A 12,516-nucleotide genomic window follows, 5' to 3' on the forward strand; every position below is an offset into this window, starting at 1 on the left:
CGCGACGCCTGCCATATCCTACGGGAAATTCGGGGAAGCCCGCGCATGTCATCTTATCGCCCTTACCAGCATATCGAGCGCCGCAAGTCCCGCCAGATCATGGTCGGCAAGGTGCCCGTCGGGGGCGACGCGCCCATCACCGTCCAGACGATGACGAACACCCCCACGGAGGACGCGGAGGCGACGATCGCCCAGATTCGGCGCGCCGAGCTGGCCGGGGTGGACATCGTCCGTGTCTCCTGCCCGACCGAGGAGGCGACCGCCGCCCTGGCGGAGATCGTGCGGGAGGTGAATGTTCCGATCGTCGCGGACATCCACTTCCACTACAAGCGAGCCATCGAGGCGGCGAAGGCCGGTGCGGCCTGCCTTCGCATCAACCCCGGCAATATCGGCTCTCCTGAGCGCGTGAAGGAGGTCGTGAAGGCCGCCCGCGACTATGGCTGCTCCATCCGAATCGGCGTGAATGCCGGAAGCCTGGAAAGGCACCTGCTGGAGAAGTACGGGGAGCCAAACCCGGAGGCGCTGGTGGAGAGCGCCCTGTGGCATGCCGACCACCTGCTTCAGAACGACTTCCACGAGTTCAAGATCAGCGTGAAGGCCAGCGACGTGTTCCTGGCGGTGGCCGCCTATCAGCAGCTGGCCGATGCCTGCGACCATCCGCTGCATATCGGAATCACCGAGGCGGGCGGGCGCCGGGCAGGAACGGTGAAGTCCTCCATCGGCCTGGGCAACCTGCTCTGGGCTGGGATCGGCGACACGCTGCGCGTCTCCCTCTCCGCCGAGCCGGAGGAGGAGGTGCATGTCGGCTGGGACATCCTGAAGTCGCTGGGTATCCGCCACCGTGGCGTGAAGATTATCTCCTGCCCCTCCTGCGCGCGGCAGGGCTTCAACGTCATCAAGACGGTAGAGAGCCTGGAGGAGCGGCTGGCCCATATCGAGCAGCCGATTACGCTGTCCATCATCGGCTGCGTGGTGAATGGGCCGGGTGAGGCGCTGATGACCGATATTGGCCTGACCGGCGGCGGCGCCGGAACCCACATGGTCTATTCCGCCGGGAAGACCAGCCACACCACGAAGAGCGAGGAGATGGTGGACCACATCGTTTCGCTGGTGGAGGCGAAGGCGGCGGCGATGGCGGCCGAGAAGGCCGCAGCTAAGGCTGCCGAGGCAGCCCTGACAGAGGCGGCTGAGTGATGCCCTCCGCAGAGGAAGAAGACCAGCACCCCGTGCTGGCAGCCATGGAGCAGGCCATCCTCGACCTTCTGGAGGAGTTCGAGGAAGGGCATGGCGCGCTTGATGACAGGGATGCCGAGGTCTTCCAGGAGGCCAAGGAGCATCTGCGCCGGGCCGTGCAGGTGCTGCGGGAGGGGTAGGGACATCCTGGCGTGGCGGTGCTAATGCGCCGCCACCATGGCGAAACCCGACCTCCAGCCCGCACGCGGCACGCATGACCTGATTGGCGAAGAGTTCCGGCGCCACCACCACGTCATCGACACGGCGCGCCGGATCTCTGCCCTTTACGGCTTCGAGGAGTGGGCGACCCCCATCTTCGAGGATACCCGCGTTTTCGCCCGCACCCTGGGCGAGACCTCCGACGTCGTAACGAAGGAGATGTACACCTTCGAGGACCGCGGGGGCGAAAGCGTCACCCTGCGGCCCGAGGGTACGGCCGGCGCCTGCCGGGCGCTGGTCACCAATGGGCTCACCCAGACCAACCTGCCGCGCAAGGTTTTCTATGCCGGCCCGATGTTCCGCTACGAGCGGCCGCAGAAGGGCCGCTACCGCCAGTTCCACCAGATCGGATGCGAGGTGATGGGCGCGGCCGAGCCGCTGGCCGATGCCGAGGTGATCGCCTGCGGCTGGCACATCCAGCAGGCGCTGGGCATCGACAAGGGCGCGGTGCTGGAGATCAACACGCTGGGCGACGCGGCTAGCCGTGAGGCTTATCGGGCCGCGTTGGTGGCCTATTTCCAGGCCTCCGCCGACAAGCTCTCCGAAGAAAGCCGGACGCGGCTGGAGAAGAACCCGCTTCGCATCCTCGACAGCAAGGATCCCGGGGACAAGGTGCTGGTGGCCGATGCGCCGACCATCTACGCGCATCTGACCGAGGCCGCCTCAAGCTTTTATGCCGGGGTGAAACGCGCGCTCGACCGCTTCGGCGTGCCTTATCGCGAGAACCCGCGCATCGTTCGTGGTCTCGACTATTACAGCCATACCGCCTTTGAGTTCGTCACGGACCGTCTGGGCGCCCAAGGCACGGTGATGGCCGGTGGCCGCTATGACGGGCTGGTGGAGGAGATGGGCGGTCCGCCCACACCTTCCGTGGGCTGGGCCGCCGGTGTGGAGCGTCTTTCCATGCTGCTGGACCAGGCCCCCGCCGCGCCGCGCCCCGTCGCCGTGATCCCGGTGGGCGAGGCGGCCGAGGGCGCCGCGCTGGACGCCGTACAGGCCCTGCGCCGCGCCGGCGTGGTCGCCGAGATCGGCTACAAGGGCAATCTGAAGCGCCGCATGGAGCGCGCCAATCGCCTCGGCGCCCGCGCCGCGGTGATCATCGGTGAGGAAGAGCTGGCCGGGGGCGTGGCGCAACTCCGTGACCTGGACGCCGGCACGCAGGAGCGGGTTCCGCTCGCGGAACTGGCGGCGCGGCTCTCCTGATGGCGCTTCCCGCGAAACTGGACCGGCTCCTTACCCGTGCCGAGGAACTCCGGCACGAGCTCGGTACGGCCGATGGCAGCCGCTTCGGCGCGCTGTCGAAGGAACTGGCCGAGATCGAGCCGGTGGTCGCCAAGGTGCAGGAGCTGCGCGAGGCCGAGCGCGCGCGCGACGATGCCGAGGCCATGATGGCCGATCCCGAGATGCGGGAACTGGCCGAGGCGGAGTATTTCGAGCAGCGCGACCGCGTGCCTGCGCTGGAGCACGAGATCCGCATCATGCTGCTGCCGAAGGATGCGGCGGATGAGCGGTCTGCGATCCTCGAGGTGCGTCCGGCGGCGGGCGGCGACGAGGCCGGGCTGTTCGCGAGTGAGCTGTTCCGCGCCTATCAGCGATATGCCGAAAGCCAGGGCTGGCGCTTTGAGCTTCTCGAATGGGATGAGAGCGAGGCCGGGGGCATCAAGGGCGCGAGCGCCAGCATCACTGGGCGCGGCGTCTTCGCGAAGCTGAAATTCGAGAGCGGCGTCCACCGCGTGCAGCGCGTGCCGGCGACCGAGACGCAGGGTCGCATTCACACCTCCACCGTGACCGTCGCGGTGCTGCCCGAAGCGGAGGAAGTGGATGTGCAGATCAATGAGTCGGATCTGCGCATCGACACCTATCGCGCCTCGGGTGCCGGTGGGCAGCACGTCAACAAGACGGACAGCGCCGTCCGCATCACCCATATTCCCACGGGAACCGTGGTGGCGATGCAGGAGGAGAAGTCCCAGCACAAGAACCGCGCCAAGGCGATGAAGGTGCTGCGCGCCCGCATCTACGAGGCGCAGCGCCAGGCCCTGGCCGGCGCCCGCGCTGCGGACCGGAAGGGGCAGGTGGGAACGGGCGACCGCAGCGAGCGCATCCGTACCTACAACTTCCCCCAGGGCCGCGTGACCGACCACCGGATCGGCCTGACCCTGCACAAGGTGGAGCGGGTGATGATGGGCGAGTTCGAGGAGATCTTCGCTGCCCTGATGGCAGAGGACCAGGCGGCCCGGCTGGCCGCCGAAGGAGAGTGAGCGGCTGCGAGCCAGGGGAGTCCGTCGGCGCCTTCCTGTGCCAGGCGGGTCAGGTGCTCCGCGCCGCCGCCATCGAGGCGCCCCGGATGGAGGCCCGCCTTCTTCTGGCCCATGCCATGGGCTGCCGGCAGGAGGACCTGCTCCGCGACCCCCGCGCGCCCGTTCCGCCGCAGGCGCAGGCCCGCTTCCGCGAGGCCCTGGCGGCACGGGCCCGGCAAGTGCCGATGGCGCATCTCACGGGCCATGCGGGCTTCTGGACCCTCGACCTGCTGAGCACGCCCGCCACCCTGATACCACGAGCCGATACAGAGACCTTGGTGGAGGCCGCGCTGGAGGCGTTTCCGGAGCGTCCCGCCATGCCCCGGCTGCTTGATCTGGGCACCGGGACGGGAGCGCTGCTGCTGGCCATGTTGTCGGAATGGCCCGAGGCCTTCGGAATCGGCGTGGATCGCAGCCCCGCGGCGGCGGCCCTCGCCCAGGCCAATGCTGCTCGAAACGGGCTGGCTGAGCGGGCCGCCTTCCTGGCCGGCAACTGGGCGGAGGCGCTGGACTGCCGGTTCGACCTGATCCTCTCGAACCCGCCCTATATCGAATCGGCCGCCATTCCCGGGCTGATGCCGGAGGTGGCGCTGCATGAGCCTGCCCTTGCCCTGGATGGCGGACCGGACGGGCTGGATGCCTACCGGGCCCTCGCCGGGGCCTTGCCGAGCCTTCTGGCTGAGGAGGGCAGGGCGGTGCTGGAGCTTGGCCAGGGCCAGCAACCCGCTGTGGAGGCGCTGATGCGCGGGGCCGGGCTGCGGTCTCTGGCCTGCCGCGCGGATCTGGGCGGCATCCCCCGCGCCCTGGTCATCGGACGTTCCTGAAAAAACCATTTGGAGGAATCGCCCGGGGTCACTAGGTTCTCGACGCGGCCCCACGCAAAGCGCGGCGGGTCAGCCGGAGTATCGGCCGCTGGCCCCGGGATCCGACCGGGACCATGACGGGCCAACCCTCCCGGCACGCCGCAGGCACAACGATCAAGCACCTCGTCAGCCGGCCCTTGGGGGGGCCAAGCCTCACCTTCGCGCAGGCCGGCGGCGCGAGCATGGAAGTGCGAACCAGATCCAGATGAACATGAAGCGTATGCGCGGCCGCGGGAACTTCCGTCAGGGAGGACATGGCGGCGGCGGCCACGGTGGGGGCGGGGGTGGAGGCGGTCAGCGCCACCACAGCAACGGCAACCAACCGATGAACCGGAACCACGTGTTCGACTCTATTGGGCCGGACATGCGGATGCGGGGCACCGCCCAGCAGCTTTTCGAAAAGTACCTGCAGCTCGGCCGCGACGCGACCGGCTCCGGCGACCGGGTGATGGCCGAAGGGTACTTTCAGCACGCGGAACATTATTTCCGCATTCTGAACGCCATGAATCAGGTCCAGCAGCAGCAGGGCGGCGGCGTGGCCGGCCCGCAGCAGGGCGGCCGTCGCTACCAGGGCAATGATCCCCAGGGCGAGAATTACGGTGCCGAGGGCGAGGGCGAAGGCGGCGTGAACGGCTTCGAATCCCAGCAGCTCGACGGTGAGACACGCGAAACCATCCAGTAAGAGCCGGATGGCCCGGGGCGGGGTAGGCTAAGCACCCCGTGGGCCGGGCCTCCGGGCAGGGGGGTCAGTTGATGACTGCCACCTCCACTTGCCCGCTTCGGCGCAGCAGATTCAACGAGACGCTTCCGTCCGCCTCATGGCGCCGCAGGCGTATATCGGCGGAAGCGGTGCCCAGACGCAGGTTCTCGATCCGGAGTTCCTCCAGCCAGGCCGGCAGGAAGGGGCGCTGGAAGCGGATGGATGCGTCCTCCGGCCGGAAGGATACGCCAAGCATGGCGCCGAGCGCCGCATAAGCTGTGGCCGCCGCCCAGGCCTGTGGCAGGCAGGCGACCGGGTAAGCGGTAGGGCCTTCCCCAGCACGGCGGGGAAAGCCGCAGAACAGTTCCGGGAGCCGGTGCATATCCGCCGCCAGCGCTGCATCATAGATGCCGGTCAGCAGCCGCTCGAGTTGCGTGTTCAGGCCGTAGCGCTTCATCCCCAGGGCAATCAGCCCGTTGTCATGCGGCCAGACTGAGCCGTTGTGGTAGGACATCGGATTGTAGCGGCTCTCGCCCTCCGCGATCGTGCGGATGCCCCAGCCGCAGAAGCTCTCAGGCGCCATCAAGGTCTGGGCGATCCGCCGCGCGCGGTCGGGGGAGGGCAGGCCGGTCAGTAGGGTGTGCCCGGCATTGGAGGAGCGCACTTTGCAGGGACGCTTGTCGCCATCCAGCGCCAGGGCATAGGTGGACAGCTCCTCGCACCAGAAAGCTTCCTCCACCCGGGCCTGGATCGCATCAGCGCGGTCGGTCCAGACGGCGGCCTCGTCCTCATGCCCCAGCGCTCTGGCCATGCGGCCCGCGCCGCGCCAGGCGGCCTCGGCATAGGCCTGTACCTCGATCAGGGCGATCGGCGCCTCGGCCAGCTTGCCGTCACTGTGGAAGACGCTGTCCCAGCTGTCCTTCCAGCCCTGGTTGATCAGGCCGTTCACGGACTGCCGGTCATATTCCAGCAGCAGGTCGCCATCGATGTCGCCATGCCGCTCGATCCAGCCCAGTGCCGCGACGATGTTCGGCCATATCTGCCGGATCAGTGCCCAGTCCCCTGTACGTTCGACGTATTGGGATGCCAGAACGACATAGAGGGGCGTGGAATCGACGGAGCCGTAGTAGCGGCCAAAAGGAACCTCCCGCAGCGCCGCCATCTCGCCGCTGCGGCTTTCGTGCAGGATCTTGCCGGGCTCGGCATCACGCGCTGGATCGATGGCGGTGGCCTGGAGCTTGGCGTGATAGCGCAGCACCCCCCGCGCCAATTCGGGGTCGGCCCAGAGGCATTGCAGCGCGGTGATCAGGGAGTCTCGCCCGAAGGGGCAGGAGAACCAGGGGATGCCGGCATAGGGGAAGGGGCCCGATTCCGTCTGGGTCGTCAGCATGGTCAGGTCGGATTCCGACCGGGTGAACCAGTCATTGAAGGCCTGGTTCGAGGAGGCAACCTGCGCCCGGTCGGCGCCGCGTTCATTGTTCCAGGCCCGGATGCCGGCAAGCAGCCCGTCGAACCCCGCTACGCCCGGTGTTTCGGCTGGGGCGGGGCCGGTTTCGCAGGTGATGGCCACCTCAATCACGCTGTACGCGCCTGGGGCCAGTTCCAGCGGCCAGCGGTTGTCGCGGCCGGGTGTGCCAGAAGGCGGGGGATCGAAAAGCAGCCGCGTCCGGCGCTCGACGTCGTCCAGGCCGCGATAGGCGAAGACGAGGCTGCCATCCTCACCTCCCTCCGGCGCCCGCCGCTCCCCACGGCGGGCGCGGGTCTGGCCGCGCACTTCGAATATGTCGGCGAAGTCGGCCGCAAAGGTCAGCGAAATTTCGGAGGAAAGATGCGTGTCGCCGAAGTTTCGCACGGTAATCCGCTCCCGCACCACGCCGTGTCCGAGCACCATCTGGCGCTCCACATGCAGCGTGTCCCGCATCAGCTTGCGGTCGGGCGCGATCTGCAGGTCGGGATTGGTCATGTTGACCGTCAGCACGGTGTTGTCCGCACTGACCGCCGAGGAAAGCAGGAGTGGCCGCAGCCCGGCCACCCGCAGGGACAGGCGCGAGAGGAAGCGCGTGTCGTCGTGGAACAGCCCCTCGGCGGTCGGACCGATGGCCTGCGCATCGCCGAAATGGTCCAGGACGAGGAAGGAGGAACCATTCTTCAGGGTTCGGGGCCGGTAGAGGGCGAGGGCAGTGGCGGCCGTGGCCGCGACGCTCCAGCTTCCCTCGATATCCGGCGGAAGGCCGCTTCCTTCGTCGTCCATACATTCAACTCCCTTCCGCTTTGGGCCGGCCGGGGGGGTGAAGCTGCGGAGAACGCAGCTTCACACGACTAGTCAGACCGCGCGGAGCATGGTGGCGCGCTCTCGGCCGAGCAAGCGGCGGTAGAGCGCCAGATGGTCCTCCGCCATGCGGCGGGCGGTGAAGCGGGCCTCGAAGGCGGCGCGGACCCGGGCGCGGTCCAGCGCCAGCACCTGCTTGAGCGCGGCCAGGGCGCCCAGCTCATCCTCCACGATGAAGCCGGAAACCCCATCCTCCACCACTTCGGGCACGGATCCCCGGTTGAAGGCGATCACCGGCGTGCCACAGGCCATGGCCTCGATCATGACCAGGCCGAAGGGCTCCGGCCAGGCGATGGGGGTGAGAAGGCATAGGGCGTTGCCGAGGAACTCGGCCTTCTGTGCTTCATTGATCTCCCCGATGAACTCCACCCCGTCCAGCTCCAGGAGTGGGGCCACGACCTCATCAAAATAGGCCTGGTCGGCGCGGTCCACCTTCGCCGCGATCCGGATGGGGATGCCGGCCGCCCGGGCGATCCGGATGGCCGTATCAGGCCCTTTCTCCGGCGAGATGCGGCCGAGGAAGGCGATATAACCCTGCTGGCGCGGACTAAAGGGAAGGAGGTTCTCGGGCAGCCCGTGCAGGATGGTCCCGGCCCAGTTCACATCGATATGCTGCAGCGGCCGGCGCTGGCTCTCGGAGATGGAGATGAAGGGTGCTTCCGGGAAAGCGGCGAGAAGCGGCTGGAGCTCCGGCAGATCCAGCCTTCCGTGGAAGGTGGAGACGAAGGGCAGGCCACGGCCCCGCATGGCCGGCAGGTGCAGGTGGTCGATGTGGAAGTGGACGATGTCGAAGCGCGCTGCCTGGTCCAGCACTTTCTGCACCATCAGCACATGCGGCGCGGCCGGATCGCGGATCGAGGGATCCAGGCGGATGGCCTGGGGAAGAATGGGCTGCAGCTCAGCGCTCGTGACGCTGTCGCCGCTGGCGAACAGGGTGACTTCATGCCCGAGGGCGGTCAGTTCCTCCGTCAGGTAGGATACGATTCGCTCCGTGCCCCCGTACAGCTTCGGGGGAACCGCTTCAGCGAGCGGCGCAACCTGGGCGATGCGCATGGGGTCGATGATCTCCGGCACCCGGCGTTCCGCCGGGACTCAGTTGGAACATCGCTGCACCGCACCCGTTGCAGTGCAGCACGACCCTAAACTTGCTCAAGAGCGTCCCCGACGGCAAGACGCCCGCCCTCCAGAACAGTGGCATGCACGCCGAGATCGGCATGGCCGAAATGCTCGCGCAGCAGCCGCGGCACATCGACGTCACGCTCGCCCGTCTCCAGATCCACCTGAGTCGCTGGGCATCGCATGGTGCGCTTGAAGATGGAGAGGCGTGCGCCGCCCACCAGCACCTCCTGCCCGACCCAGTCATGCTCCGCCCAGGCGGGCAGGCCGGAGAAATAGATGTTGGCGCGGAAGCGCAGCGGGTGGAGGCGCCGGCCTATAGCGGCTTCCAGCGCCTCCAGGCTGGCCAGGTTGATGAGCGAGACGCCCTTCTGCCGCTGATCGGTGAAGGCATGGCCGGGCGCCTCGGTGAAACGGGGGGGGCGGGGACTCCCATCCTCGGCGGTGCCGTAGCGGGCCTCGTCGCCCAGGAAGCGGATCAGCCAGTCCCCGATCTTCGCCTTGCCCTCAGGCGTGCCAGTGGGGGCGGAAAGCGGGGGATGACCCTCGGCGGCAAGGAAGAGCGTTCCATGGCGCGGATCGAAGGCGGCACGAACCAGCACCACTTTCCCGTTCTTCATCATGCAGGCGAAGTTCTGCTTCGGCAGGAAGCGGGGCTCGGCCTCGTCGAAGGGTGCATCGCCCTGCGCCAGGGCGAAGCGCCGGTCATGCGGGATCGTCTCGCCGGGGGAGAGAAGGACCTCCTCCAGGCTTTCGGCCGTCAGGCCCTTCACGGGGTAGCGGTAGAGTCGCTCGACGCGCATCGGAACTCCTCCCGGGGCTGCCTTCGGGGGCCGGGCTCTTGAAGGCTGGGCGAGGTCGATACCACATTCCCGTCAAACGCTTAAACCGTCGCCTGATGAGGGATGGGGAGGGCGGTCGCCATTGATCCCCTGGGGCTTCGACCCGGGGTGGAGGGACATGACATGGATATCGAAAAGCTCACTGAGCGCGCCCGGGGCTTCCTGCAGGCCGCGCAGACCATTGCCATTCGCGAATACCACCAACGTGTGACGCCGGAGCACCTGCTCAAGGCGTTGCTGGACGATGAGGAAGGGGCGGCCGCCGGACTGATCCAGGCCGCTGGGGGCGATGCCGCTGCCGCCAAGCGCGACGTCGATGCCGAGGTGGCGAAGAACCCCCGCGTTTCCGGCAGCGGCGCCGGACAGCCGCAGGTCACGCCTGATCTTGTGCGCGTGTTGGACACTGCTGAGCGTAATGCGAGCCGTTCCGGTGACAGCTTTGTCGCGCAGGACCGTCTGCTGGTGGCCATCGCCCAGACCGACACCCCGGCCGGGCGGCTGCTGGCAAAGGCCGGCGCGACCCCGCCAAAGCTTGAGGCTGCGGTTTCCGAGCTGCGGAAGGGCCGCACCGTGGACAGTGCCAATGCGGAGCAGCAGTTCGACGCGCTGAAGAAGTATGCGCGCGACCTGACGGACGCCGCGCGCAACGGCAAGTTGGACCCGGTGATCGGCCGCGATGAGGAGATCCGCCGCACGATCCAGGTGCTGGCGCGCCGCACCAAGAACAACCCTGTGCTGATCGGCGAGCCCGGCGTCGGCAAGACCGCCATCGTCGAAGGGCTCGCGCTGCGCATCGTGAATGGTGACGTGCCGGAGGCGCTGAAGACGAAGCGCGTGCTCGCGCTCGACCTCGGCGCGATGGTGGCCGGCGCCAAGTATCGTGGTGAGTTCGAGGAGCGCTTGAAGGGCGTGCTGACCGAGATTGAGTCGGCGGCCGGCGAGGTGATCCTCTTCATCGATGAGATGCACACGCTGGTCGGCGCCGGCAAGGCGGAGGGCGCGATGGATGCCTCCAACCTGCTGAAGCCGGCCTTGGCTCGTGGTGAGCTGCACTGCATCGGTGCAACCACGCTCGACGAGTACCGCAAGCATGTGGAGAAGGACGCGGCGCTGGCCCGTCGCTTCCAGCCCGTCTTCGTTGGTGAGCCGACGGTGGAGGACACGATCTCCATCCTGCGCGGCATCCGCGAGAAGTACGAGCTGCACCATGGTGTGAGGATCGCGGACAGCGCCCTGGTTGCGGCGGCGACGCTCTCGAACCGCTACATCACGGACCGCTTCCTGCCGGACAAGGCGATCGACCTGGTCGACGAGGCCGCGTCGCGCCTGCGCATGGCTGTGGACAGCAAGCCCGAGGAGCTGGACGCGATCGACCGCGACCTCATGCGGTCCCGCATCGAGCGTGAGGCGCTGAAGCGCGAAACCGACGCAGCGAGCCGTGACCGGCTGGAGAAGCTGGAGCGCGAGATTGCCTCGTTGGAGGAGCGCTCGGCTGAGCTCACCGCACGGTGGCAGGCGGAGAAGAACCGGCTGCTCGAGGCGCAGAAGGCCAAGGAGGAGCTGGATCGTGCCCGCACCGAGGTGGAGCTGGCCCAGCGCCGGGGTGATTGGGCCCGCGCCGGTGAACTCACCTACAGCGTGATCCCCGGGCTGGAGAAGAAGATCGCCGAGGCCTCCGATCAGGGTGGCCGTCTCGTGAATGAGGCAGTCACCGAGGAGGGCGTCGCGGCGGTCGTCTCCCGCTGGACCGGCGTGCCGGTGGAGAAGATGCTGGAAGGCGAGCGCGCCAAGCTGATCCGCATGGAGGACGAGCTGCGCAAGCGGGTCGTCGGCCAGGAGGAGGCCCTGGAGGCCGTCTCGAAGGCCGTGCGGCGCGCACGGGCGGGGTTGCAGGATCCTTCGCGGCCTATCGGCAGCTTCCTGTTCCTCGGCCCGACCGGCGTGGGCAAGACCGAGCTGACCAAGGCACTGGCGAGCTTCCTCTTCGACGACGAGCGTGCGCTGCTACGCATCGACATGTCGGAATACATGGAGAAGCACGCCGTCTCGCGGCTGATCGGCGCCCCTCCGGGCTATGTCGGATATGAGGAGGGCGGCGCGCTGACCGAGGCGGTCCGCCGGCGGCCCTATCAGGTCATCCTCTTCGATGAGGTCGAGAAAGCGCATGACGACGTGTTCAACGTCCTCTTGCAGGTGCTCGATGACGGGCGGCTGACGGACGGGCAGGGGCGGACGGTTGACTTCCGCAATACCCTGATCGTGCTGACCAGCAATCTGGGGTCCGAGATCCTGGCGACCCAGCCGGAAGGAGAGGACGTGGATCTGGTGCGCGGCCAGGTGATGAACGTGGTTCGCACCCGGTTCCGGCCGGAGTTCCTCAACCGGCTGGATGAGATCGTCTTGTTCCGGCGCCTTGCGCGCGGGGACATGGGGGCCATCGTGGAAATCCAGCTCGGGCGGCTGCGCAAGCTGCTGGACGATCGCAAGATCAGGCTGGAGCTGGAGGAGGATGCCCGCGACTGGCTGGCCGAGGCTGGTTACGACCCCGTCTATGGTGCGCGCCCGCTGAAGCGCGTTATCCAGCGGAACCTGCAGGACCGGCTGGCCCAGCAGCTGCTGGAGGGCAGTGTCCATGACGGTCAGACACTCAGAGTGTCCGTCGGACCTGACGGGCTGGAGATAAGCCCGTCCGAGGCCCTGGCCGAGAGCGTCTGACAGAAGGTTCCGACGGAAAGCGTGGGAAGGGGCGGCCCGGCAGGGCCGTCCCTTTTCGGTCAATACCGGTCGCCCGTTCATGACGCCTGTGGAAAGTCACGAAACTGTCGAGAAAGGGGTTTGACGGGTTTGTGGTGTGGTCATATAAGCCGCCCACACCGACGGCGCCTGAGGCGCTGGGTTGGTGGCCCCGAGAAGTTGT

Annotated in this window: 10 protein-coding genes; 7 read left to right on the plus strand and 3 right to left on the minus strand. The window is 67.7% G+C overall.

The features are described 5' to 3' along the window. Positions 1–45: 45 nt before the first annotated feature. The 6 genes from ispG (at position 46) to ACO1BU_RS28155 (ending at position 5,294) form a co-directional block, all read left to right on the plus strand. Entirely contained in the window at positions 46–1,194 is a 1,149-nt protein-coding gene (gene ispG, locus ACO1BU_RS28130; protein WP_424139281.1) for a flavodoxin-dependent (E)-4-hydroxy-3-methylbut-2-enyl-diphosphate synthase, read from the plus strand. Beyond that, positions 1,194–1,373: a hypothetical protein gene (locus ACO1BU_RS28135; protein WP_424139282.1), complete on the plus strand. Its 180-nt coding sequence runs from the start codon at positions 1,194–1,196 to the stop codon at positions 1,371–1,373. Before ispG ends, ACO1BU_RS28135 begins: the two co-directional genes overlap by 1 nt. Positions 1,374–1,410: 37 nt before the next feature. Next, positions 1,411–2,655: a histidine--tRNA ligase gene (hisS, locus tag ACO1BU_RS28140; protein ID WP_424139283.1), complete on the plus strand. Its 1,245-nt coding sequence runs from the start codon at positions 1,411–1,413 to the stop codon at positions 2,653–2,655. Beyond that, positions 2,655–3,710, plus strand: a complete 1,056-nt coding sequence (gene prfA / locus ACO1BU_RS28145) for a peptide chain release factor 1 (protein WP_424139284.1) — start codon at positions 2,655–2,657, stop codon at positions 3,708–3,710. Before hisS ends, prfA begins: the two co-directional genes overlap by 1 nt. After that, positions 3,707–4,573 (plus strand): peptide chain release factor N(5)-glutamine methyltransferase, encoded by an 867-nt coding sequence (gene prmC / locus ACO1BU_RS28150; RefSeq protein WP_424139285.1) that lies wholly within the window; start codon positions 3,707–3,709, stop codon positions 4,571–4,573. Before prfA ends, prmC begins: the two co-directional genes overlap by 4 nt. 244 nt (positions 4,574–4,817) lie before the next feature. After that, positions 4,818–5,294 (plus strand): DUF4167 domain-containing protein, encoded by a 477-nt coding sequence (locus tag ACO1BU_RS28155; RefSeq protein ID WP_424139286.1) that lies wholly within the window; start codon positions 4,818–4,820, stop codon positions 5,292–5,294. A 64-nt stretch (positions 5,295–5,358) separates the two neighbouring features. Here the strand turns inward: ACO1BU_RS28155 and ACO1BU_RS28160 are convergent, their stop codons facing one another. From ACO1BU_RS28160 to ACO1BU_RS28170, 3 genes are all read right to left on the minus strand, one after another. Then, positions 5,359–7,563, minus strand: a complete 2,205-nt coding sequence (locus ACO1BU_RS28160; RefSeq protein WP_424139287.1) for an amylo-alpha-1,6-glucosidase — start codon at positions 7,561–7,563, stop codon at positions 5,359–5,361. Between the two features lie 72 nt (positions 7,564–7,635). Next, positions 7,636–8,694, minus strand: a complete 1,059-nt coding sequence (locus ACO1BU_RS28165) for a glycosyltransferase family 4 protein (protein ID WP_424139291.1) — start codon at positions 8,692–8,694, stop codon at positions 7,636–7,638. Positions 8,695–8,780: 86 nt separating this feature from the next. After that, positions 8,781–9,560 (minus strand): MOSC domain-containing protein, encoded by a 780-nt coding sequence (locus ACO1BU_RS28170; protein ID WP_424139288.1) that lies wholly within the window; start codon positions 9,558–9,560, stop codon positions 8,781–8,783. Between the two features lie 162 nt (positions 9,561–9,722). On the opposite strand from ACO1BU_RS28170, the gene clpB reads away from it, so the two are divergent. Beyond that, positions 9,723–12,314 carry an ATP-dependent chaperone ClpB gene (gene clpB, locus ACO1BU_RS28175; RefSeq protein ID WP_424139289.1) on the plus strand — a complete coding sequence of 864 codons (2,592 nt, stop codon included), beginning with the start codon at positions 9,723–9,725 and terminating at the stop codon, positions 12,312–12,314. Positions 12,315–12,516: the final 202 nt, after the last annotated feature.

This window comes from Roseomonas chloroacetimidivorans (assembly GCF_049629625.1).
GTDB classification, from domain to species: Bacteria; Pseudomonadota; Alphaproteobacteria; order Acetobacterales; family Acetobacteraceae; genus Roseomonas; species Roseomonas chloroacetimidivorans.

Excerpts from the sequence above, each read along its gene's own strand:
- clpB (WP_424139289.1), top strand. The coding sequence starts at position 9,723 with ATGGATATCGAAAAGCTCACTGAGCGCGCCCGGGGCTTCCTGCAGGCC.
- ACO1BU_RS28160 (WP_424139287.1), bottom strand. The coding sequence starts at position 7,563 with ATGGACGACGAAGGAAGCGGCCTTCCGCCGGATATCGAGGGAAGCTGG.
- prfA (WP_424139284.1), top strand. The coding sequence starts at position 2,655 with ATGGCGCTTCCCGCGAAACTGGACCGGCTCCTTACCCGTGCCGAGGAA.
- ACO1BU_RS28155 (WP_424139286.1), top strand. The coding sequence starts at position 4,818 with ATGAACATGAAGCGTATGCGCGGCCGCGGGAACTTCCGTCAGGGAGGA.
- ACO1BU_RS28135 (WP_424139282.1), top strand. The coding sequence starts at position 1,194 with ATGCCCTCCGCAGAGGAAGAAGACCAGCACCCCGTGCTGGCAGCCATG.
- ispG (WP_424139281.1), top strand. The coding sequence starts at position 46 with ATGTCATCTTATCGCCCTTACCAGCATATCGAGCGCCGCAAGTCCCGC.
- hisS (WP_424139283.1), top strand. The coding sequence starts at position 1,411 with ATGGCGAAACCCGACCTCCAGCCCGCACGCGGCACGCATGACCTGATT.
- ACO1BU_RS28170 (WP_424139288.1), bottom strand. The coding sequence starts at position 9,560 with ATGCGCGTCGAGCGACTCTACCGCTACCCCGTGAAGGGCCTGACGGCC.
- ACO1BU_RS28165 (WP_424139291.1), bottom strand. The coding sequence starts at position 8,694 with ATGCGCATCGCCCAGGTTGCGCCGCTCGCTGAAGCGGTTCCCCCGAAG.